The sequence below is a fragment of the Pseudomonas sp. LBUM1647 genome, assembly GCF_059716175.1.
Window position 1 is genome coordinate 907,479 of record NZ_CP166809.1, and the last position, 22,471, is coordinate 929,949.

The following is a 22,471-nucleotide window of genomic DNA, read 5'->3' on the forward strand; positions in this document are numbered from 1 at the left end:
AAGACAAGTTCCCCAAGAGCCACAAAAGAAGGTAGGACACCGTGAACCCGGTAATCAAAAAATTCCAGTTCGGTCAGTCGACCGTTACCCTCGAGACTGGCCGTATCGCCCGTCAGGCCTCCGGCGCAGTATTGGTCACCGTTGACGACGACGTCAGCGTATTGGTGACTGTGGTCGGCGCCAAGCAAGCCGATCCAGGCAAGGGCTTCTTCCCTCTGTCTGTTCACTACCAGGAAAAAACTTACGCTGCCGGTAAGATCCCTGGCGGTTTCTTCAAGCGTGAAGGCCGTCCTTCCGAGAAAGAAACCCTGACTTCCCGACTGATCGACCGTCCGATCCGTCCGCTGTTCCCAGAAGGCTTCATGAACGAAGTGCAGGTTGTCTGCACCGTCGTTTCCACCAGCAAGAAGACCGATCCGGACATCGCTGCGATGATCGGTACTTCGGCTGCGCTGGCCATCTCCGGCATTCCTTTCGATGGCCCGATCGGCGCTGCCCGCGTTGCGTTCCATGAAAGCACCGGTTATCTGCTGAACCCGACTTACGAACAACAGAAAGCTTCGAGCCTGGACATGGTCGTTGCCGGTACTTCGGAAGCCGTTCTGATGGTTGAATCGGAAGCCAAAGAGCTGACCGAAGACCAGATGCTGGGCGCGGTACTGTTTGCTCACGACGAGTTCCAGGTGGTGATCAACGCCGTTAAAGAACTGGCCGCTGAAGCTGCCAAGCCGACCTGGACCTGGGCTCCACAGCCAGAAGCCACTGCTCTGCTGGGCGCTATCCGTGCCGAGTTCGGCGACGCGATCTCCCAGGCTTACACCATCACCATCAAGGCCGACCGTTACGCTCGCCTGGGTGAGCTGAAAGACCAGGTGGTTGCCAAGCTGTCCGGTGAAGAAGGCCAGCCTTCTTCCAGCGAAGTCAAAGCCGCTTTCGGCGAAATCGAATACCGCACCGTTCGCGAAAACATCGTAAACGGCAAGCCACGTATCGACGGCCGCGACACCAAGACCGTACGTCCTCTGAACATCGAAGTCGGTGTTCTGCCAAAGACCCACGGTTCGGCACTGTTCACCCGTGGCGAAACCCAGGCCCTGGTTGTTGCAACACTGGGCACCGCCCGTGACGCACAACTGCTGGACACTCTGGAAGGCGAGAAAAAAGACCCGTTCATGCTGCACTACAACTTCCCTCCGTTCTCGGTAGGTGAGTGTGGTCGCATGGGTGGCGCTGGTCGTCGCGAAATCGGTCACGGCCGTCTGGCCCGTCGTTCGATTGCAGCCATGCTGCCTGCCGCTGACGTGTTCCCGTACACCATCCGTGTGGTGTCGGAAATCACCGAATCCAACGGTTCGAGCTCGATGGCTTCCGTTTGCGGTGCTTCCCTGGCCCTGATGGACGCTGGTGTGCCGATGAAGGCTCCGGTTGCCGGTATCGCCATGGGTCTGGTTAAAGAAGGCGAGAAATTCGCTATCCTGACCGACATCCTGGGTGACGAAGACCACCTGGGCGACATGGACTTCAAAGTAGCCGGTACCGCCAAAGGTGTGACCGCGCTGCAGATGGACATCAAGATCAAAGGCATCACCGAAGAAATCATGGAGATCGCTCTGGGCCAAGCCCTGGAAGCGCGCCTGAACATCCTCGGTCAGATGAACCAGATCATTGGCCAGTCGCGTACCGAATTGTCGGAAAACGCTCCGACCATGATCGCGATGAAAATCGACACCGACAAAATCCGTGATGTTATCGGTAAAGGCGGCGCGACCATTCGTGCGATCTGTGAAGAGACCAAGGCTTCGATCGACATCGAAGACGACGGCTCGATCAAGATCTTCGGCGAAACCAAGGAAGCGGCTGAAGCTGCCCGTCAGCGCGTTCTGGGTATCACCGCTGAAGCTGAAATCGGCAAGATCTACATCGGTAAGGTTGAGCGCATCGTCGACTTCGGCGCATTCGTCAACATCCTGCCTGGCAAGGACGGTCTGGTTCACATCTCGATGCTGAGCGACGCTCGCGTAGAGAAAGTGACCGACATCCTGAAAGAAGGCCAGGAAGTGGAAGTTCTGGTACTGGACGTGGACAACCGCGGCCGTATCAAGCTGTCCATCAAAGACGTAGCAGCAGCCAAGGCTTCGGGCGTTTAATCACTCCCCACGCCTGACCGCTTCAACGTTATAAAAAATGCCCCGTAGTGAAAGCTGCGGGGCATTTTTTTGCCTGCAAAAAAATGAGACGAACCATGAAGTTGCCTGACCCCAAAGTCAGTGCTAGGTTTAGCCCACTGCCCGTGTAGCTCAGTTGGTAGAGCAGCGCACTCGTAACGCGAAGGTCGCAGGTTCGATTCCTGTCTCGGGCACGAGCGACACGTTGTTTTCAGATGATCCCGAATGGTTCTGAAGGCCAGATAAACCGGGCTTCAAACGGTTTTTTTGCGTCAGAGAGATCCTTGATGATCCAGATCCATCTTCCATTCCCCAGATCAAAGAGAACGCCATGACCGTTAAAGAATTGACCCAAGAAGCCAGACACGAAGAAGCGCTGAAGAAGTACTTGCTGGATTCGCCCCAGCTAGCCGAAGAGATCAAGGATTTGCCCGCCGACGATCAGAAAGACCAGATCCAGTGGGCATTCGAGGATGAGGCAGAGTCTCAGGGCTTGCAGCCTTGGGAACTGACGCTCAAGTACACCTCAACCCCTGAAGAGTTCGAGGCTGCGCGCCTTGTTCTGCACAAGGAGGCTGCCGAGGTGTTGGGCGTCGAGTGGGAAGAGTACTGCGAGATGAATAATCTGGTGGTCTGATAAAAACGCCAGCCTCACGAGGCTGGCGTTTTTCATTCACACAGGCGTTATCAAAGGCTCAGGCGCATCGACAGATCGACAGCCTTCACATCCTTGGTCATCGCACCAATCGAGATGTAATCCACCCCGGTTTCGGCGATCGGTAGCAGCGTGCTTTCGTTGATACCGCCGCTGGCCTCCAGTTTTGCCTTGCCGCCGTTCAGGCGCACGGCTTCGCGCATGTCATCCAGACTCAACTCATCGAGCATGATGATGTCGGCACCGGCCGCCAGGGCTTCCTTCAGCTCCTCCAGGCTTTCCACTTCGATCTCCACCGGTTTGCCCGGGGCAATCTTGTGCGCGGCTTTGATGGCCTCCGGGATGCCACCGCAGGCGGCAATATGGTTTTCCTTGATCAGGAAGGCGTCGTACAGGCCGATGCGGTGGTTATGGCACCCGCCGCAGGTCACGGCGTATTTCTGCGCCAGACGAAGCCCCGGCAAGGTTTTACGGGTATCGAGCAACTTCACCTGAGTCTCGGCAACGTAATCCGCCAGGTACTGCGCGCGCGTGGCCACGCCAGAAAGCAACTGCAGGAAGTTCAGTGCACTGCGTTCGCCCGTCAGTAACGAGCGCGCCGGGCCTTCGAGGTGGAACAGCACCTGATTGGGTTTCACCCGCTCGCCATCGCGCACCTGCCAGTGCACCGCAACACGTGGGTCCAACTGCCGAAACACTGCGTCAACCCAGGCTGTACCGCAGATGACGGCAGCGTCGCGGGTAATGATGGTGGCTTTGGCCAGGCGTTCGGCCGGGATCAGCTGTGCGGTGATGTCGCCGCTGCCGATGTCTTCGAGCAACGCACGGCGCACGTTGGCTTCGATTTCGGCGGTCAAATCGGCGAGACGTAGATTCGGCATAACGGACTCCACAAACAAAGTGGCCCGATTATAGGGCCATGGCGCAGGGCAACCCAAGGCATCAGAGGCGTTCCCATCGCTCTGAAACCTGCATTTGGTCGATTCGCCTGAGCAATCGGCACTAAGTCAGCGTCTGCCATAAGCGTCTATTTCAATGGGAAACGCAGAGTCTGCTGGTAGAGGGGACATCTTTTGCAAGATAATCCGCCTTGCTTTTGACGTCATGGCTTTGACGTGGATTTGGATTGACGACTATTCGAAGACTCACCGTTTCAGGAGGCCTGAATGCACAACGACGGGAATGTAGTGCCTTTGCACAAGGTTGCTACCGACCAGGCGACTCACTCGCCGCTCGCCCGCCTGCCTGTGATACTGCTTCAGGTTCGCGACAAAGCCGCCCAACAGCTCAGGCATGGTTTGCAGGAATTGTTCGATAACGCCGACGACACGCTGTTCGAAATGGCCGACCGGGCCCGCAATGACGTCGAACAGAACCTCTTCTTCGAAGCCATGCGCGACTTGCGCCTCAAGCGCAAAAACATCGAACGCGGCTTTCTCGAACAATTCTTCGAGGCTTTTGTCAGCCTCACCCAGTACGACATCAGTCAATCTGCCTTGCCCTCGGCGTTGGCCTTCGACGCTTCGGTGTCGCTGCCCGATGACGACATGGAGCGCAGCGTGGCAGTGGAGGCGATGGTCAGCAAAGTGCTGAACCGCGACGGCTTTGCCCTGGAGCAATTGACCGCCCGACTCAGCGCACTGCTGGGCAGGGAACTGCTCGATCTGCACAACCCCATGGGGCCGGCGATGCTCTGCGAGTACTTTTTGCAGGCCGGGCGCAACCTGGGGGTGGAGATCAAGGTCAAGCTGATCATCCTCAAGCTGTTCGAGCGCTATGTGCTCAGGGATGCCAACCAGCTTTACGCCGAAGCCAATCAGTTGCTGAGCGCCACCGGTGTTCTGCCCGACCTTAAGCCCGCGCCTGCGCGTCGGGTCACGGATCGTGCGGCGGCCAGCGTCGGAGCTGAACCCGCGCCGGCCAACACTCGCGCAGGTGGCCCGCCGATCGACGACAACGTGCAGGAAGTCTTCGCGGCGTTGCAGGAGTTGCTGTTTCACGTGCGTGGCAGTGTCGCGCCAACCCTTGAAGCCAGTGCCCAGACACAGCCGATTTCCACCCGTGACCTAATGCGGCTGCTCTCGCACTTGCAGCAATATGTGCCGGCGCCGGCAGCCCAGGACGACTTCGATCTGCGAAACCAGCTCGAACAACTGCTGACCCGGGTCAGCGTCAAAAGTGGCAAGTCACGCGTGGTCGGGGTGGCCGACGAAGACGTGATAAACCTGATCGCCATGCTCTTCGAATGCATCCTCGATGACCGCAACCTGCCGGACTCGCTCAAGGCGTTGATCGCCCGTTTGCAGATCCCGATGCTGAAAGTGGCGGTGCTCGACAAGAGCTTCTTCAGCCGCAGCAGTCACCCGGCCCGACGCCTGCTCAATGAAATCGCCACCGCAGCCATGGGCTGGGGCGAGTGCGATGACCATGAGCGCGACAGCCTGTATCTGCGCATCGAGCAAGTGGTGCAACGGTTGCTGAACGATTTTGTCGATGATCCGGCGGTCTTTTCCGAATTGCTCGCTGATTTTCTCGCCTTCACCAGCGATGAGCGCCGTCGCAGTGAGCTGCTGGAGCAACGTACCCGTGACGCCGAAGAAGGCCGCGCCAGGACTGAACTGGCCCGCCAGCGCGTCGAACAGGTGCTGAATCAGGCCTTGTTGGGCAAAGTATTGCCGCAGCGGGTGGTGGTGTTTGTCCAGGAAGCGTGGAGCCAGGTGCTGCTGCTGACCTGTCTCAAGCACGGCGATCAGTCGGCCGAGTGGCACGCCGATGTGCGGTCCATGGAGCAATTGATCTGGAGCGTGCAGCGTCATGATGAACCCGATGCGAGCCTGCGCTTGTTGGCGCTGGTGCCTGGGTTGCTCAAGTCATTGCGCGACGGGCTGAGCAGTTCGGCCTTCGATCCGTTCGCCACCAGCGAATTTTTCAGTGAGCTGGAAGCCTTGCACGTTCAGCTGTTCGAACGTCCTGGGCAAAAGCTTGAGCAGTCTGTCGATACACCGGTAATGGTCGAAGTGCGGCAGGAAATCATCCTGCGAACCGCGGACGAAGGGCCGGTCGATACGGCGTCAGTGCGCTTGCCGGAGGACGATGCCGGTCTGCTTCAGGTCGATCAACTGCGGTTGGGGTGCTGGGTCGAGTTTCAGGAAGACGAGGAAAACACCCTTCGCTGCAAGCTGGCGGCGATCATTGAAGCCACCGGCAAGTATATTTTCGTCAATCGCACCGGGATGAAAGTGCTGGAGCGCAGCCGCACCGGTCTGGCGCTGGAATTCCGTCGTGGCGCGGTGCGCGCGCTGGACGACACCTTGCTGTTCGACCGGGCGCTGGAGTCGGTGATCGGCAACCTGCGGCGCCTCAATCGCGGCAAGTGATCGCGCCCCGAGGGTCTATCGCGGCATACTGGGCGCCTACACAGTCGTCGTTGAAGGAACCTGTATGCAGTTGGACCCCGCGAGCGGTTGGTGTCAGGGCGTAGATATTTGCCCCTCGCCCAACTTCAATGCGCGCCCCTCGGGCGAAATTTCCCTGCTGGTGATCCACAACATCAGCCTGCCGCCTGCGCAATTCGCCACCGGCAAGGTGCAGGAATTTTTCCAGAATCGTCTGGATGTCACGGAGCATCCCTACTTTGAAGGGATCGCCGACCTGCGTGTGTCTGCGCATTTTCTGATCGAACGTGACGGCACCGTCACTCAGTTTGTCTCTTGTCTTGAGCGTGCCTGGCATGCCGGCGTCTCGAGTTTTGAGGGCCGGGAAACCTGTAACGATTTTTCCGTGGGCATCGAACTTGAAGGCACGGATGATCTGCCGTTCACCGACGCTCAGTATCAAGCGTTGACGACCCTGACCCGGCAGCTGCAAAGCGCCTTCACGGCCATCACCGCACAGCGCATCTGCGGGCATAGCGACATCGCACCCGGGCGTAAAACCGATCCGGGGCCAGCGTTCGACTGGGCACGCTATCGCGCCGCCCTGGCAAAAGCTGCTCTGGGAAATAAGGAGTAACAATGAGTTTTCTGGTGTTGCTGTTGGCGGTCTGGATCGAGAAGTTCTCGGGCCTGCGTCATCGGGTTCAGCGCGATGGTGGATGGGTTCGCGAGCTGAACAAGCTTGAGGTCAGTCCGCGTCTGGCGAACAGTCCGTGGCTGGTCTTGGTGATCCTGGTGTTGTTGCCAGTGGCACTGCTGGGTTTGCTGCTGCTGGTACTGGACCCGGTGGCTTACGGTCTGCTGGCGTTGCCGGTGCACCTGCTGGTGGTGATTTACAGTCTCGGCCGCGGTGATCTGCTGGCCGGTCTCGGGCCGTTTCGCGATGCCTGGCGCCGGGAAGACCTGCAAGCGGCCGCTCATGTGGCGGACCGCGATGTGGGTATCTGCGCCGATAGCGGCGAACAACTGCTGGAACGGGTCGAAGGGCATCTGCTGTGGGAGGCTTATCAGAGCTTTTTCGCGGTGATTTTCTGGTACTTCCTGCTGGGTCCGGTCGCAGCCCTGAGCTATCGACTGCTGGCCCTGGCCGAAGAACACGGGCAGAACCCGGCCGTGGTCGAGCGCGCGACAAAACTGCGTCATGCGTTCGACTGGGTGCCGGTGCGATTGTTGGCGGCAAGTTTTGCGTTGGTCGGCAACTTTGTCGCGGTCGGCCGAGTGATGCTGCACGAACTGCTGAACTGGAACATCAGCGCCGCTCAACTGATCGAGAAGGTCGGGCTGGTGGCCGGTGAAATCCCGGCACCGGTGGTCGGACCAGACGGCATCAACAACCTCGACCGGATCTGGGAACTGTTGCTGCGCGCGGCAGTGCTCTGGTACGCCGGTTTTGCGTTGTGGACCGTCTTTCCGTAAGCACACTGAACTCCATTTGTGGCGAGGGAGCTTGCTCCCGTTGGGGGCAAAGCCCCCTCGTTAACCTTAAGTTACAAAACCTCCCGCCGATTTAAGCTATACAGAGACAGCGCCGAATAGTGGCTATCTGCTCTCGACCCGCGCCTGCCAATAAAAATAAGAAATCAAAGGGAGACTTCCAGTGAAGAGCTTGCTCTATCCCGCCGTCGCGCTGATGAACCGCCTGAGCTTCGGCATGAAGTTCAGCCTGATCAGTGTGCTGTTCCTTGTGCCGATGCTGGTGACCAACTTCTATCTGGTACGTGATTCCTATCGCGAATTCCAAGGCACCCGAGTCGAACTGCAAAGCCTCGACCTGCTGGGCAGCAGCCTGACGCTACGGCGCGATCTGGAAACCCTGAACAACCTGGTGCAGATCAACGTCACCCTCGGTCAGTCCGGCAAGGCCGGCAATGTCGAGTCGCAGATCAGTACCTTGGGGCAAAATGTGCTGACCCGTTTGCAAGGGCTGACAGCGATGACCGCTGACCCCGAGCAAATCACGGTTTTCGATGCTAAACGCGATGAAATGATCGCCGCGTTCAAGGCCCAGCAAGCGGAAAACTCCCTGCAAAGCAAAAGCGCGATGATCGGCAAGTTGCTCGGCAACGCGCAAATTTTCAGCCAGATCATCGCCAGTCAGGCCGGCCTCAGCCGCGACACCCAGAGTGACATGCGCCAGCTGAGCGAACTCATCACCAATGTCACCCCGCCCGTTACCCAGCTTCTGGGCGAAGGTCGGGCGATGGGCTCTTTTTCGCTGGGGCAGGGCTTTCTCAACTCGGCATCGAGTACCCGTTTTGATGAGTTGCTGGCGCAGATCGAAAAACTACAGGCCGAATATGCCCTGAAGTTGCAGGACGCGCTGGGCTCTAGCAAAGCGGCACGGGAAACCCTGGCCGCCCAGGCCGATAGCAGCAAGGCATCGTTGAAAAAGGCCAGTGAACTGTTCGAAGAGCAGGTAGTGATGGCCGACACGCTGGATGCGCCGTGGCAGGGCTTTTACGACCAGGTCACGGGCCTGATGGACCAGACGTACCAACTCAATGAAGCCACCCTGAAGTTTCTCGGCACCCAGCTGCAACAGCGACTGGAGCAGAACCGCACCCATATGGTCTTGCAGGCCGTGGCGCTGTCGGTGGTGTTTGTGTTGATTTTTTACCTCTACGGCGGCTTCTACGCCTCGACCCGCACCACCCTCAAACGTCTGGGCGCGGTGATGGACAAAGTCGCGGCCGGCGACATGACGGTGACCTTCAGCGCCAACAGCCGTGATGAACTGGGCGAGTTGGGCGAGGTGTTCAACGGCACCGTGAAGAAAATCCATGATCTGATCGAGCGGGTCGGCCAGACCGTCACTGAGGTCGAGCGCCAGGCCGGGCAGGTGGAGAACGTTTCCGCCCAGAGCAACCAGGCGGTGGCGGGGCAGCGCACGCAGATCGAGCAGGTCGCCACGGCCATGAACCAGATGTCGGCCACCTCACTTGAGGTTGCACGCAGTGCCGCCGCAGCGGTCAGCAGCGCCCATAGCGTCAATGACGAGACCATCAGCGGTCGCGGGTTGGTGGAATCCCAGCAGGGCAGCATCGCTGCACTGGCCAGTGAGATCGATCAGTCGGTGCTGGTGATCAATCAACTGGCCAGCGACAGCCAGTCCATCAGCCGTGTGCTGGAGGTGATCAAGAGCATCGCCGAACAGACCAACCTCTTGGCCCTCAACGCGGCCATCGAAGCCGCTCGGGCCGGTGAGCAGGGGCGTGGTTTTGCGGTGGTGGCGGACGAGGTTCGGACCCTGGCCAAGCGCACCCAGCAATCGACCGAGGAAATCGAGCAGATGATCGCCAAGCTGCACAGCGGTGTCGGCGCTGCGGTGAAGGCGATGGGGACCAGTCATCAGATGGCCAACGGCACGGTGGGGCAGTCGGAAAAGGTTCAGCAAGCGCTGGAAAACATCCTCGGTGCCGTCGGCATGATCGTCGATCAGAACCAGCAGATCGCCGCCGCGGTAGAGCAGCAGACCGCCGTGGCCCATGACATCGACCAGAATATTGTCGAGATCAACCGCGCCGGTGAGCGTACTGCCGAAGGTGCACACCAGACCGAGGACGCCAGTCGCGCGTTGTCGGCTCAGGTGGTGGAGTTGAAGCAGTTGATCAGCGCGTTCCGGGTCTGAAGAACACCCGGCTCCTACAGGGCAATGTCCGGTTTTCCTCCGCCGTCTGGTTTTTGGTCTTTAATGAAGGAAGATCAATCACTTGGACCTGCCCTGAGGAGGCTTGGTTATGTCTGCTGCAACGATTGGAATCCAGGGTCACTGCGCTCATTGCGGGAGCACACTCCAGCTCAAACCCTGGCAACTCAACGCCATCGCGATCAATGAAGCGTTCACGTGTTCCCACTGCCAGAAAGCCTTGGAACTGAACGATCCGAAACAGATCAAGCGCTTCAAGTCCGTCGACACCCTGGCATTGCTGCGGGCGAGCTCGTTGATCATGGTCTGCACCGCGTTACTGGTGGCGTTGGTGTTGGAGTGGGTCGGGATGCTCAGTGTCGTCGAGCAGCTGAATTTTTCGCTGTTGGCGATGCTCGTCTATTTCATCGTCATTCGGTTTGCCCGGCACCGGCAGCACATGACGCTGATGCTTGAGGCCGCGAAGGCCCACGCCGACTGATTACCAGTTGAACAGCTCACAGGCATTAGCAGTGCTGGCGGCGGCCAATTGCTCAGGGCTGATCGCCATGATCCCGGCCAGTGCCGAGCAGATCGCCGGCAGATGCGCCGGGCTGTTGCGTTGGCCGGGGAACATGGCGGGCGCCATGTCCGGAGAATCGGTTTCCAGTACCACCGATTCAAGCGGCAATTCGGCAAGCACACGGTGCATGCGTAACGCCTGAGGCCAGGTCGCGGCTCCGCCCAGGCCCAGTTTGAAACCGAGCTTGATGTATTCGCAGGCTTCTTCTTTGCTGCCGGCGAAGGCATGAATGATCCCCGCGCGTTTCAAGCGAAACCGTTTAAGCGTGGCAATCACTGCCGCGTGGCTGCGTCGCACATGAATCAGCGCGGGAAGATTGAAGTCCGCCGCCAGTTGCAGCTGCGCATCGAACAGTGCCTGTTGGCGTTCACGGTCCAGGGTTTCGATAAAGTAATCCAGACCGATCTCGCCCACCGCGCACAACTGCCGATGACCCGCCAATCGGGTCAGCCAATCACCCAGGTCGTGTAAATCTTCAGGACGATGATCATCCAGATACACCGGGTGCAAACCGAACGCCGCATACAGGTCGGGATCGCTTTGCACCAGATCCCAGACGCGCTGCCAGTTGCCCTGATAAACCCCCAGCACCACCATCCGCCGCACTCCAAGGGCGCGGCTCTCGGCCAACAACGCCGTGCGATCCTCGTCGAAGTCCGGAAAGTCCAGATGAGTGTGGCTGTCGATCAGCTCCACGGTTCAGTCCTGGCGAATACGCTGCTTGAAGGTCCGCGCGATGGCCTGCACGCCGGGTCGGTAATCCGATTGCTCGATGGCGGCCAGGGCCAGTTCCAGAGCCTTGTCGGCGATAAGCTGATGCTGCTGGGCCATGGCGTTGACCGGCAGCGGCAGGAAATCCAGCAGCTGCGTGTCGCCGAACGTACCGAGGCGCAGCGGGCGGGTTTTAAGCGGGAAGTCGTGCAAGGCATCGAATACGCCCTGAAGCAGCACGTAGGACGTGGTCACCAGCGCATCCGGCAAATGGCCCAGACGCTGTAGCAGTTCTGCCATCAACTGTTTGCCGCACTCACGGCTGAACGACTCGCCGTGTTCGATCAGCACCTCGCCTTTGAACCCGTCCAACGCATCTTTGAAACCGCCCGCCCGCTCCTGGCTGATGCTCAGTTCGGGGCGTGCGCCGATCAGTGCGATCTGCTTGGGCAGCGGGTCCAGTAGACTGCGGGTCAGTTGCAGGCTGGCCTCGCGGTCATCACTGATCACCGAACAGAAATGCTCAGGCTCCATGACCCGGTCGATCGCGATGATTGGAATGCCCTTGGCCTGCAATTGGCGATAGCTGTCATCGCCGGCCGGCAGGCAACTGGCAACGATCAATGCATCGCAGCGCCGGGCCCGGAACAGTTTCAGCAATTGCCGTTCGCTGTCCGGTGCATCGTCGGAACTGGCGATCAGCAGCTGATAGCCGCGAGCGCGGGCGCCTTGTTCCAGCAGTTTGGCGATGCGCGCGTAACTGGGGTTTTCCAGGTCCGGCAGAATGAAACCCAAGGTGCGGGTGTGCCGACTGCGCAGCCCGGCAGCTTGGGGATTGGGCGTAAAGCCATGTTGTTCGACGACCGCGCGCACGCGCTCGACGGTGGCACTGCTGATACGTTGTTGTTCTGCCTTGCCATTGATGACATAGCTGGCGGTGGTAACGGACACACCGGCCAACTGGGCGATATCACTGAGTTTCAACCCGGGTTTTCCTTGTTTTTTCGAGCTTGCCTCGACATTTTCGCCAATCCTACCCGATTAAGGCAGAAGACCATCGTCGCGACGCATCCGACAATTGGACTTCAAGGATGAGACATTATCGAGTAACGTGCCAATCATTCTAGATTAAACGTTTCAGCAAGCGTATTTTCTACGTTATAGGCTCCTTTGCCGGTTCTGCCGCGAAACCGCCAAAAGTGATGACTAAGGGCCTAAGCTGAATCATTCAAAACAATACCTGGCGTCACAAGACGCCAAAAAGGAGAAAGCATGCTCGAGCTCACCATAGAGCAGATATCCATGGGCCAGTCGGCTGTGGATAAGTCCGCAGCGTTGCACCTGCTGGCGCAGCATCTGGTCACCGATGGCCTAGTGGCCGAGGGTTATCTCGCCGGGTTGCAGGCGCGCGAAGCCCAGGGCTCGACCTTTCTCGGTCAAGGTATTGCCATCCCCCACGGTACGCCGGAAACCCGCGATCAGGTGTTTTCCACCGGCGTGCGGTTGATGCAGTTCCCCGAAGGCGTGGACTGGGGCGACGGTCAGATCGTCTATCTGGCGATCGGTATTGCGGCCAAATCCGACGAACACCTGCGCCTGTTGCAACTGCTGACCCGTGCCCTCGGCGAAACCGACCTGGGCCAGGCGCTGCGCCGCGCCAGTTCCGCCGAAGCCTTGTTGAAACTGTTGCAAGGCGCGCCGCAAGAATTGGCGCTGGATGCACAGATGATCGGCCTCGGTGTGTCCGCCGATGACTTCGAAGAGCTGGTCTGGCGCGGTGCACGTTTGCTGCGTCAGGCCGACTGCGTGAGCAACGGTTTCTCGGCCGTGTTGCAGCAGGTCGACGCGCTGCCGCTGGGCGATGGCCTGTGGTGGTTGCACAGCGAGCAAACGGTCAAGCGGCCGGGCCTGGCCTTCGTCACACCGGACAAACCCATGCGTTACCTCGGCCAGCCGCTCAGCGGTCTGTTCTGCCTGGCCAGCCTCGGTGAAGCCCATCAGGCCTTGCTCGAACGCCTTTGTGCGTTGCTGATCGAAGGTCGCGGCCACGAATTGGGCCGCGCCACCAGCAGCCGTAAAGTCCTCGAAGTCCTGGGCGGTGAGCTGCCGGCCGATTGGCCCAGCGCTCGCATCGCCTTGGCCAACGCCCACGGCTTGCACGCGCGTCCGGCGAAGATCCTCGCGCAACTGGCGAAAAGTTTTGAAGGTGAAATCCGCGTACGCATCGTCGATGGCCAGGACAGCGCCGTGTCGGTGAAGAGCTTGAGCAAACTGCTCAGCCTCGGCGCCCGTCGCGGTCAGGTGCTGGAATTTGTCGCCGAACCGAGCATCGCCGCCGATGCCTTGCCAGCCTTGCTGGCCGCCATCGAAGAAGGCCTCGGTGAAGAAGTCGAGCCGCTGCCCGCCGTCAGCCAGCAGCGCGAAGTGATCGCCGATGTGGCCGAAGTGGTCCTCGCGCCAGCCTCCGGCAGCCTGGTTCAGGCCATTGCCGCCGCACCGGGCATCGCCATCGGCCCGGCGCACATTCAAGTGCTGCAAACCATTGATTACCCGCTGCGCGGCGAGTCTGCCGCGATCGAGCGCGAGCGTCTCCAACAGGCGTTGGCGGACGTGCGTCGCGACATCGAAGGCTTGATCGAACGCAGCAAGTCCAAGGCCATTCGCGAGATTTTCATCACCCACCAGGAAATGCTCGACGACCCGGAATTGACCGATGAAGTCGACACCCGTCTCAAGCAAGGCGAAAGCGCCGAAGCGGCGTGGATGGCTGTGATTGAAGCGGCGGCCAAACAACAGGAATCGCTGCAGGACGCCTTGCTCGCCGAGCGTGCCGCCGACTTGCGTGATATCGGTCGTCGGGTATTGGCGCAGTTGAGTGGCTTCCAAACCCCGAGCGAGCCTGAGCAACCGTACATTCTGGTGATGGACGAAGTCGGTCCGTCCGATGTCGCCCGCCTTGATCCGACCCGCGTCGCCGGCATCCTCACTGCCCGTGGCGGCGCCACCGCCCACAGCGCAATTGTCGCGCGAGCCCTCGGGATTCCGGCGCTGGTCGGCGCTGGCCCGGCCGTGTTGTTGCTGGCGCCGGGCACGCCATTGCTGATTGATGGTCAGCGCGGCCGCCTGCACGTGGACGCCGACGCGGCGACCTTGCAGCGCGCCACCGAAGAGCGCGACACCCGCGAGCAACGTCTGAAAGCGGCCGCCGAACAACGCCATCAACCGGCGCTGACCACCGACGGTCATGCGGTCGAAGTGTTCGCCAATATCGGTGAAAGCGCGGGTGTCACCAGTGCGGTGGAGCAGGGCGCCGAAGGCATTGGCCTGCTGCGCACCGAACTGATTTTTATGGCTCACTCGCAAGCGCCGGACGAGGCGACCCAGGAAGTCGAATACCGTCGCGTGCTAGATGGACTGGCGGGGCGACCGCTGGTGGTTCGTACTCTCGATGTGGGTGGCGATAAACCGCTGCCGTATTGGCCGATCGCCAAAGAAGAAAACCCGTTCCTCGGCGTGCGCGGTATTCGCCTGACCCTGCAACGTCCGCACATCATGGAAGCGCAATTGCGCGCGTTGCTCCGTGCAGCGGACAACCGTCCACTGCGGATCATGTTCCCCATGGTCGGCAGCGTCGATGAATGGCGTCAGGCGCGGGACATGACCGAACGTCTGCGTCTGGAAATTCCGGTTGCCGACCTGCAACTGGGGATCATGATTGAAGTGCCGTCGGCTGCATTGCTGGCGCCGGTGCTGGCCAAAGAGGTCGACTTCTTCAGCGTCGGCACCAATGACCTGACCCAATACACCCTGGCCATCGACCGTGGTCATCCAACCTTGTCGGCCCAGGCTGACGGCTTGCATCCGGCAGTGCTGCAACTGATCGACATCACCGTGCGCGCGGCACATGCCAACGGCAAGTGGGTCGGCGTGTGCGGCGAGCTGGCGGCCGATCCGCTGGCGGTGCCGGTGTTGGTCGGTCTGGGTGTGGATGAGTTGAGTGTGTCGGGTCGCAGCATTGCCGAGGTCAAGGCGCGGATTCGCGAACTCAACCTGGCCCAGACCCAAATCCTTGCCCAACAGGCCCTGGCCGTGGGCAGCGCCGATGAAGTGCGCGCACTAGTGGAGGCCCTGTAATGGCCAAGATCCTGACCCTGACCCTTAACCCGGCGCTGGACCTCACCGTCCAATTGCCGCTACTTGCCCCCGGCCAAGTCAACCGTAGCGACGAGATGCACACGCATGCCGCCGGTAAAGGCGTGAACGTGGCACAGGTGCTGGCGGACCTCGGGCATCAGCTCACGGTCAGCGGTTTCCTCGGGGAGGACAACCTCCAGGCGTTCGAAACCCTGTTCGCCAAACGCGGTTTTATCGACGCGTTCATCCGTGTTCCGGGTGAGACGCGCAGCAACATCAAACTGGCGGAAAGCGATGGGCGCATCACCGACATCAACGGTCCCGGACCTTTGGTCAGTGAAGCCGCGCAACAGGCGTTGCTTGATCGACTTGATCAAATTGCCCCCGGTCATGATGCGGTCGTCGTTGCCGGCAGCCTGCCCCAAGGCATCAGCCCTCAATGGTTGCAGGCGTTGATTGTGCGTTTGAAAAATCTCGGTTTGAACGTGGCGCTGGACTCCAGTGGCGAAGCCTTGCGGGCCGCGCTCAATGCCGGTCCGTGGTTGATAAAACCGAACACCGAAGAACTGGCCGACGTGCTGGGCTGCGAGGTGGTTTCGGTGGCAGCGCAAGCGCAAGCCGCGAGCCGCTTGCATGCTCAAGGCATCGAGCACGTGGTGATCTCCGACGGTGCCGATGGCGTGAACTGGTTCAGTGTCGGCTCGGCGATGCATGCCACGCCGCCCAAGGTCAGTGTCGTCAGCACCGTTGGCGCAGGCGATTCGTTACTGGCCGGCATGCTCCACGGTCTGCTCAGCGCCGACACGCCTGAACAGACCTTGCGCACCGCCACGGCGATTGCCGCAATGGCGGTCACCCAGATCGGTTTCGGTATTGGCGACGCCACGCAGTTGGCGCGGCTCGAACAGGGCGTGCGCATGCGCACCCTGACAGAACAATAAGAGGGTTTGTCATGAAGTTAGCCATTGTTACGGCCTGCCCGAACGGCATGGTCACCAGTGTGCTGTGCGCCCGTTTGCTCGACGCGGCAGCCCAGCGTCAGGGCTGGAGCACCAGTGTCGAAGTCAACGATGCCGCGCACCCTGAACGCCAATTGTCGGCGGCCACGATCGAGGCGGCCGAGTGGGTGTTGCTGGTGACCAGCGCGCCGGTGGATATGTCGCGATTCGTCGGCAAGCGGGTGTTCCAGAGTACCCCGGCGCAAGCCCTGCAAGATGTGGAAGCGGTGCTGCGTCGCGGTGCTGAAGAGGCTCAGGTTTACGTCGCCCCCGAAGCCGTGGCCGAGCCTGCCGCCCTTGTAAAAAACGCTCCGCGTTTGGTCGCGATTACCGCGTGTCCGACCGGCGTCGCTCACACCTTCATGGCCGCCGAAGCCTTACAGCAAGCGGCCAAGCGTCTGGGCTACGACCTGCAAGTGGAAACCCAGGGCTCGGTTGGCGCGCGCAATCCGTTGAGTGCAGCGGCAATTGCTGATGCGGACGTGGTGCTGCTGGCCTGCGATATCGAAGTCGCCACCGAGCGTTTTGCCGGCAAGAAGATTTACCGTTGCGGCACCGGCATCGCCCTCAAACAGGCCGAGGCGACGCTGAACAAAGCGTTGGCCGAAGGCACGCAGGAAACCGCTTCGAGCGGTGCCAAAGGCCCGGCCAAGCAAGAGAAAAGTGGCGTCTACAAACACCTGCTGACCGGCGTGTCGTTCATGCTGCCGATGGTGGTGGCGGGCGGTCTGATGATCGCCTTGTCGTTCGTGTTCGGCATCACTGCCTTCAAGGAACCGGGCACGTTGGCGGCGGCGCTGATGCAGATTGGCGGCGAGACCGCGTTCAAGCTGATGGTGCCGCTGTTGGCGGGTTACATCGCCTACTCGATCGCCGACCGCCCGGGCCTGGCGCCGGGGATGATTGGCGGCCTGCTGGCAAGTACTCTGGGCGCCGGTTTTATCGGCGGGATCATTGCCGGTTTCATCGCCGGTTACGCGGCGCAGGCGATCAATCGTTATGCGCGCTTGCCGCAAAGTCTTGAGGCGCTGAAACCGATCCTGATCATCCCGTTGCTGGCGAGTCTGTTCACCGGTCTGGTGATGATCTACGTGGTCGGCAAGCCGGTGGCCGGGATGCTCGAAGGCCTCACGCACTTCCTCGACAGCATGGGCACCACCAACGCGATTCTGCTCGGTGTGTTACTGGGCGGGATGATGTGCGTCGACCTTGGCGGGCCAATCAACAAAGCCGCGTATGCGTTCTCGGTGGGGCTGCTGGCGTCGCAAAGTTATGCACCGATGGCCGCGACCATGGCGGCCGGCATGGTGCCGCCGATTGGACTGGGCATCGCTACGTTTATTGCGCGGCGCAAGTTTGCTCAGACCGAACGCGAGGCCGGTAAAGCGGCGTTGGTGTTGGGGCTGTGCTTCATCTCCGAAGGCGCGATTCCGTTTGCCGCGAAAGACCCGCTGCGGGTGATCCCGGCGAGCATTGCCGGTGGTGCGCTGACCGGTGCGTTGTCGATGTACTTCGGCTGCAAACTGATGGCGCCGCATGGCGGGTTGTTCGTGCTGGCGATCCCGAATGCGATCAATCATGCGCTGCTTTATTTGCTGGCGATTGTGGCTGGGAGTTTGCTGACGGCGGTGGCGTATGCGGTGCTCAAGCGGCCGGAGACGGTTGAGCTGGCGCTAGAGCCAGCCAAGGCCTGACATCCACCCCTGTGGGAGCGAGCCTGCTCGCGAAGACGGACTTACATTTGCCATAAACGTCGACTGTCAGGCCGCTTTCGCGAGCAGGCTCGCTCCCACAAGGGGATCTGCTGTGTTGGCAGTTAACTGATGACGTTGGAGTGGGTTACTCGATACACACCAACTGCACGATGTGGTTCTCGTCTCTGAGGGTTCTGCCGGTCCAGCCTTCAAGTGTTCGCACTTGTTCTAGCGAAAGATCGTAGCCGTCAAACTCATCCTCTGGTGTATGCCAATCCATTAGTTTTGCTAGTTCCTTGTGACGGCTATTGGGTATTTCCACACTCAGGAGAAGCTCCTCACTGTGTCTGTCGAAGACCTCTATGACATGTTTCATTTCTCTTTAAATCCAGACCCTGAGTTGCGCGCCATTCAAGGCTCACTCGTAGCTGCTGAGATACAGCATTAGGTCCTTGGGAAGTTCAATCATCGCGAGATTCTCAATGGCTGTAACCTGCTCGGCGGATAGAAGATGGCTTGCCATGGCATCCTCTTCTTCATACCAAGCCATTATTGGCATCAGGGCATCCGTTGTAATGGACCGGGACAAATCCACCTCGAATACAGCCAAGTCACCGTTTTCAGGTATTCCGTAAATCTGAAACTTCAGTTCGTATTTCATGGTTCAACCGCTCTGGTTTTATTTGCTGGCTTTGTCTGGGCCCCCGTCTCCGGATTGAACTCACCGAGGTGCTTTCCACGCTTGTTGTACTTTTCCAGCGCCCCATGTTGAGAGTCCCATTCGTAGATCGTACCGTCTTCATCTTTCCATCTATCGCGTAACCCACCGCCTTTTTTTGGAGTTTTAGGTGTTGCGCGTTTGAGCCCTGGGAACGCAGGGAAGCTGTTGGGTCTGGGGTGATAGCTGTGATCCCCCGGCAATACGCTCAGCATAATGTAGATCGGCTCTACACCTGTGTCGGCAGGGAACCAGATGATCGCATCCTGATACTCGGGCGGATGTTCCGGGTTCACTAATGCTTTGTTGGCTTGCTCGGTGGGCGGGTACACCCATACAGACGGTAGTTGCGGGGCGCCTTCCAATGCAGGAATTCCCAGTACAACGTCAGGATTCGCTGCTGGCGTCCAGGTCAGGCCAATTCCGTTACCGATGTCAGCAACAAACTTCTCGCCTTCTTGAGTGGCCTTGATGACCGGGACAAATTCCCAGTCTTTTTTCCCGCCGGTGTAAAAGCCGTAAGCGTTGACTGAGCCATCCGGCAATGTCTTTACGTTGATACGGACACGGGTTCGCCCCGTATCCAGCATTGCGTATTGCTCGTTTTGGTAAAAGGCACTGTCTGGCGAAATGCTGGTGTTCGGCATCAATAGCGCAACTGTCCCGACCGCTGCACCAGTCGCTACAACCGCTGAGCCTGTTAGTAGACGCAGAGCAAGAGAACCGCCGAGACGTTGGGAAATGACGCCGCCCGTTGCCGAGGCACCCACTAGTTTCAGTGGAATCCCTTCGGCGGTGATCGCGACCCCGGTGCCAAGCGCGGCCCACGACCCGTAGTCAGTCAGTTTCTCGACGGGGACAAACCCGGCGGGGTTGTTGTGATCGATTACGCCATCTGGAAGATTGCAGCTTTTGGCGAATACGCAGCCTTTGGTATTGGAGCCTTGTTGCTTTTCGGATTGACGAACGAGGCGGTCTTCATACCGCTGTTGTCTAGCTAGCATATCGTCGTAAGACTTTTGTCTGGCATTGCGCTCGGCTAACTCAGTCGGGGTCATGTCTCGCAGGTAACGGTATCCAATGCCCGAGCCGCCGCCACCACTGCTGTGTTCCCAGACTTGGGGGATGTCCTTGTTGCGAGCCATAGGCGTCCTGTTCTGAGTGTGGCTGGGGAGCCTCGAACCTACTTGGCTCGCTCAGGGCTGGCGTTAGGACGTTTCCCAAATATGGCGCTGAAATTTCCTATTCCTTGATAGGGCCGGGAGCCGCGATGTTTTGCATCAAAATGCCGTCGTCCTGTGGTTACACGACGTTGCGTCGTTGCCTACAACTGCGCCAGAATCCGCCGGCTTGTGCGCCGTGGCGGCCATCGGTAATTTGGTTCGCGTCACTGATCCTCAGTGATCGGGTTTAGTAGCCCGTGGTTGTCAGTAATGTGCATGAGCTCCATTCAGTCAGGTATTCATATCCCTGCACTTGATGGTGGTTGTGCGTAGGGCGCCTTTGGGCGCGCCGGTATTGCTGACTCCCCGGTCTACTAACCTGCGTACAGCCGCCACCCTTCTTTTAGTAGAGAAGCGAAACGGCTCCAGTCTGGAGCAGCAAATTATGTTCAAGGTAACGCCTAATCCGCCGGACACTGACCCGGCATCCCCAAACGAAAACCTCGATTCTGAAAAGCTCTACGATACCGTTGACCGAGCCCTCGATTCCCCGCGCCAACCCAGCAACATCTTCCTCATCGCCCCCGAGATCGACAACCAGACCTTGCTGGAATACGCCTGTGAATCACTGGCATCAGCGAACGTCATGGCAAGTGACTTCGCGAGGTATCTGCAAGGATCGCAATGCAACACGATGTTGGGGATTCAGCAGTCGATCATGCTGGGAGAACTGGCGGTGAACCGTGTGCTGGATAATCTCGATCCGCCCGGATAGCCACCGGATACTGTGGGAGCGGGCTTGCTCGCGAAGATGGACTGACATTCAACAAATATGTTGGCTGTCAGGCTGCTTTCGCGAGCAAGCCCGCTCCCACAAGGGATTTGCGGTGTTGGCTGATTTCTGTGTCATATCTGAGTCATCCAGCCGTGCTTAAGTTTTCCTTTTCAGGGAGAACACCATGAGCGAATTCGACCTCGGTCGCCGTCGTGTCATTCAAGCCGTCGGTGCCGGGCTGTTGTTGCCAGGCCTGGCACCGGCGGTGATTGCCTCGGTCAAGGATCGTCCGCAACTCACCGATGGCGTGCAGTCCGGCGACGTGCTGGGCGATCGGGCGATGATCTGGAGCCGCTGCGATCGCCCGGCGCGCATGGTGGTGGAATGGGACACCCGTAGCCTGTTCAGCAACCCCCGTCGTTTTGTCTCGCCATTGGCCGTCTCCAATACCGATTTCACTGCCCGGGTCGAACTCACTGGCCTGCCCGCCGATCAGGCGATTTTCTACCGCGTGCACTTCGAAGACGCCCAGAGCGGCGTCGCCAGCGAGCCCTGGTTCGGCCATCTGCGCAGCGTGCCGCAAACCCGTCGTGACATCCGTTTCGTCTGGAGCGGCGACACCGTCGGCCAGGGCTTCGGCATCAACCCGGACATTGGCGGCATGCGCATCTACGAAGCCATGCGTTTGCGCCTGCCAGACTTCTTTATCCACAGCGGCGACACCATCTACGCCGACGGCCCCGTACCTGCGCAGCTCACGACAGAGAGCGGCCGCGTGTGGCGCAACATCACCACGGAAGCCAAGAGCAAAGTAGCCGAAACCCTCGACGACTATCGCGGCAATTACCGCTACAACCTGATGGACGAAAACATCCGCCGCTTCAACGCCGAGGTCCCGCAGATCTGGCAATGGGACGACCATGAAGTGGTGAACAACTGGTCGCCGGGCAAGCAGTTGGATGTGCGCTACAAGAGCAAAGATATCCACAGCCTTGTCGGTCGCGCACGCCAAGCCTGGCTTGAATACGCGCCGATGCGTTTGCAGAGCGCCGATAGCGGCGGGCGGATTTATCGCAAGCTCGGTTACGGTCCGTTGTTCGATGTATTCGTGCTCGACATGCGCAGCTATCGCGGGGCCAATGACGACAACCTGGGTGCCGCTAAACCGTTCCTTGGCCGTGAACAACTGGACTGGCTCAAACGTGAATTGAAGGCCTCCAATGCCCAGTGGAAAGTCATCGCTGCTGATATGCCGATTGGCCTCGGCGTACCGGACGGTGAAGTCAGCCCCGGTGTGATGCGATGGGAAGCCGTGGCCAATGGCGATCCGGGACCGGCCCAGGGACGTGAACTTGAAATTGCCGAATTATTGGGTTTTCTGCGGGCGCAGCAGGTGCGCAATTTTGTCTGGCTGACTGCGGATGTGCATTACTGCGCAGCGCACCATTACCACCCGGACCGTGCGGCGTTTCAGGATTTCGAACCGTTCTGGGAGTTTGTCGCCGGGCCTTTGAATGCGGGGAGTTTCGGGCCTAATCCGCTGGACAAGACCTTTGGCCCGGAGGTGGTGTTCGAGAAAGCACCACCGGCACAGAACACTTCGCCGTTTGCCGGGTTTCAGTTTTTTGGTGAGGTGAATATTGATGGGCAGACGGGGGAGATGAGTGTGGTGTTGCGGGATTTGGATGGGGTCAGTGTGTTTCAACAAAAGTTGCAGCCGGTTTGAAATCGACCCCTCACCCCAGCCCTCTCCCCAGAGGGGAGAGGGGAAAGGGAGCCGATCTTCACTGTTTTCAAGGCCTGAGTTCGACTCGAT

The 22,471-nt window shown here is 59.5% G+C and carries 18 protein-coding genes and 1 tRNA gene; 13 read left to right on the forward strand and 6 right to left on the reverse strand.

Translation table 11 applies throughout. The annotated features are described in order from the left end of the window. Positions 1–41 precede the first annotated feature (41 nt). The 3 genes from pnp to ACA059_RS03985 all read left to right on the forward strand — a co-directional run bounded on the left by pnp (position 42) and on the right by ACA059_RS03985 (position 2,802). Complete coding sequence (gene pnp / locus ACA059_RS03975) at positions 42–2,147, forward strand: polyribonucleotide nucleotidyltransferase (protein ID WP_497632809.1); 2,106 nt, start codon at positions 42–44, stop codon at positions 2,145–2,147. A 139-nt stretch (positions 2,148–2,286) separates the two neighbouring features. After that, positions 2,287–2,359 (forward strand) — tRNA-Thr (locus ACA059_RS03980). A gap of 137 nt (positions 2,360–2,496) precedes the next feature. Further along, positions 2,497–2,802 carry a DUF6388 family protein gene (locus ACA059_RS03985; protein WP_059403417.1) on the forward strand — a complete coding sequence of 102 codons (306 nt, stop codon included), beginning with the start codon at positions 2,497–2,499 and terminating at the stop codon, positions 2,800–2,802. Between the two features lie 50 nt (positions 2,803–2,852). Here the strand turns inward: ACA059_RS03985 and nadC are convergent, their stop codons facing one another. After that, complete coding sequence (gene nadC / locus ACA059_RS03990) at positions 2,853–3,701, reverse strand: carboxylating nicotinate-nucleotide diphosphorylase (RefSeq protein ID WP_129438593.1); 849 nt, start codon at positions 3,699–3,701, stop codon at positions 2,853–2,855. Positions 3,702–3,986: 285 nt separating this feature from the next. On the opposite strand from nadC, the gene ACA059_RS03995 reads away from it, so the two are divergent. The 5 genes from ACA059_RS03995 to ACA059_RS04015 all read left to right on the forward strand — a co-directional run bounded on the left by ACA059_RS03995 (position 3,987) and on the right by ACA059_RS04015 (position 10,381). Continuing rightward, positions 3,987–6,197, forward strand: a complete 2,211-nt coding sequence (locus ACA059_RS03995; RefSeq protein WP_497632810.1) for a DUF1631 domain-containing protein — start codon at positions 3,987–3,989, stop codon at positions 6,195–6,197. A 64-nt stretch (positions 6,198–6,261) separates the two neighbouring features. Next, positions 6,262–6,831 carry a 1,6-anhydro-N-acetylmuramyl-L-alanine amidase AmpD gene (gene ampD, locus ACA059_RS04000; protein ID WP_497632811.1) on the forward strand — a complete coding sequence of 190 codons (570 nt, stop codon included), beginning with the start codon at positions 6,262–6,264 and terminating at the stop codon, positions 6,829–6,831. 2 nt (positions 6,832–6,833) lie between these two features. Next, positions 6,834–7,670: a regulatory signaling modulator protein AmpE gene (gene ampE / locus ACA059_RS04005; protein ID WP_497632812.1), complete on the forward strand. Its 837-nt coding sequence runs from the start codon at positions 6,834–6,836 to the stop codon at positions 7,668–7,670. Positions 7,671–7,851: 181 nt separating this feature from the next. Continuing rightward, entirely contained in the window at positions 7,852–9,882 is a 2,031-nt protein-coding gene (locus tag ACA059_RS04010) for a methyl-accepting chemotaxis protein (RefSeq protein ID WP_497632813.1), read from the forward strand. A gap of 109 nt (positions 9,883–9,991) precedes the next feature. After that, complete coding sequence (locus ACA059_RS04015) at positions 9,992–10,381, forward strand: hypothetical protein (RefSeq protein WP_497632814.1); 390 nt, start codon at positions 9,992–9,994, stop codon at positions 10,379–10,381. Here the strand turns inward: ACA059_RS04015 and ACA059_RS04020 are convergent, their stop codons facing one another. Continuing rightward, on the reverse strand, positions 10,382–11,158 hold the full coding sequence (locus ACA059_RS04020) for a TatD family hydrolase (protein ID WP_497632815.1): 777 nt from the start codon (positions 11,156–11,158) through the stop codon (positions 10,382–10,384). A gap of 3 nt (positions 11,159–11,161) precedes the next feature. Continuing rightward, positions 11,162–12,157 (reverse strand): catabolite repressor/activator, encoded by a 996-nt coding sequence (cra, locus tag ACA059_RS04025; RefSeq protein WP_497632816.1) that lies wholly within the window; start codon positions 12,155–12,157, stop codon positions 11,162–11,164. Between the two features lie 288 nt (positions 12,158–12,445). Here cra and ptsP point away from each other — a divergent pair, with 288 nt between their 5' ends. The 3 genes from ptsP to ACA059_RS04040 are packed head-to-tail and all read left to right on the forward strand — an operon-like array spanning position 12,446 to position 17,999. Then, positions 12,446–15,307 (forward strand): phosphoenolpyruvate--protein phosphotransferase, encoded by a 2,862-nt coding sequence (gene ptsP, locus ACA059_RS04030; protein ID WP_497632817.1) that lies wholly within the window; start codon positions 12,446–12,448, stop codon positions 15,305–15,307. After that, a complete protein-coding gene (pfkB, locus tag ACA059_RS04035) occupies positions 15,307–16,248 on the forward strand; it encodes a 1-phosphofructokinase (RefSeq protein ID WP_497632818.1) in 942 nt (313 codons plus the stop codon). Before ptsP ends, pfkB begins: the two co-directional genes overlap by 1 nt. Positions 16,249–16,259: 11 nt before the next feature. After that, the gene (locus ACA059_RS04040; RefSeq protein ID WP_497632819.1) at positions 16,260–17,999 is read left to right on the forward strand and encodes a PTS fructose-like transporter subunit IIB; all 1,740 of its coding nucleotides are present in this window, start codon (positions 16,260–16,262) and stop codon (positions 17,997–17,999) included. Between the two features lie 145 nt (positions 18,000–18,144). Here ACA059_RS04040 and ACA059_RS04045 read toward each other — a convergent pair whose 3' ends face one another. The 3 genes from ACA059_RS04045 to ACA059_RS04055 are packed head-to-tail and all read right to left on the reverse strand — an operon-like array spanning position 18,145 to position 19,862. Beyond that, a complete protein-coding gene (locus tag ACA059_RS04045) occupies positions 18,145–18,375 on the reverse strand; it encodes a DUF7683 domain-containing protein (RefSeq protein WP_449643240.1) in 231 nt (76 codons plus the stop codon). A 42-nt stretch (positions 18,376–18,417) separates the two neighbouring features. Then, positions 18,418–18,660 carry a pyocin S6 family toxin immunity protein gene (locus ACA059_RS04050; RefSeq protein WP_497632820.1) on the reverse strand — a complete coding sequence of 81 codons (243 nt, stop codon included), beginning with the start codon at positions 18,658–18,660 and terminating at the stop codon, positions 18,418–18,420. Beyond that, positions 18,657–19,862 carry a colicin E3/pyocin S6 family cytotoxin gene (locus tag ACA059_RS04055; RefSeq protein ID WP_497632821.1) on the reverse strand — a complete coding sequence of 402 codons (1,206 nt, stop codon included), beginning with the start codon at positions 19,860–19,862 and terminating at the stop codon, positions 18,657–18,659. Before ACA059_RS04055 ends, ACA059_RS04050 begins: the two co-directional genes overlap by 4 nt. Positions 19,863–20,325: 463 nt before the next feature. Here ACA059_RS04055 and ACA059_RS04060 point away from each other — a divergent pair, with 463 nt between their 5' ends. Both ACA059_RS04060 and ACA059_RS04065 read left to right on the forward strand, forming a co-directional pair. Next, positions 20,326–20,655, forward strand: a complete 330-nt coding sequence (locus tag ACA059_RS04060; protein WP_497632822.1) for a DUF6124 family protein — start codon at positions 20,326–20,328, stop codon at positions 20,653–20,655. Between the two features lie 184 nt (positions 20,656–20,839). Further along, entirely contained in the window at positions 20,840–22,381 is a 1,542-nt protein-coding gene (locus ACA059_RS04065) for an alkaline phosphatase D family protein (protein WP_497632823.1), read from the forward strand. Positions 22,382–22,471: the final 90 nt, after the last annotated feature.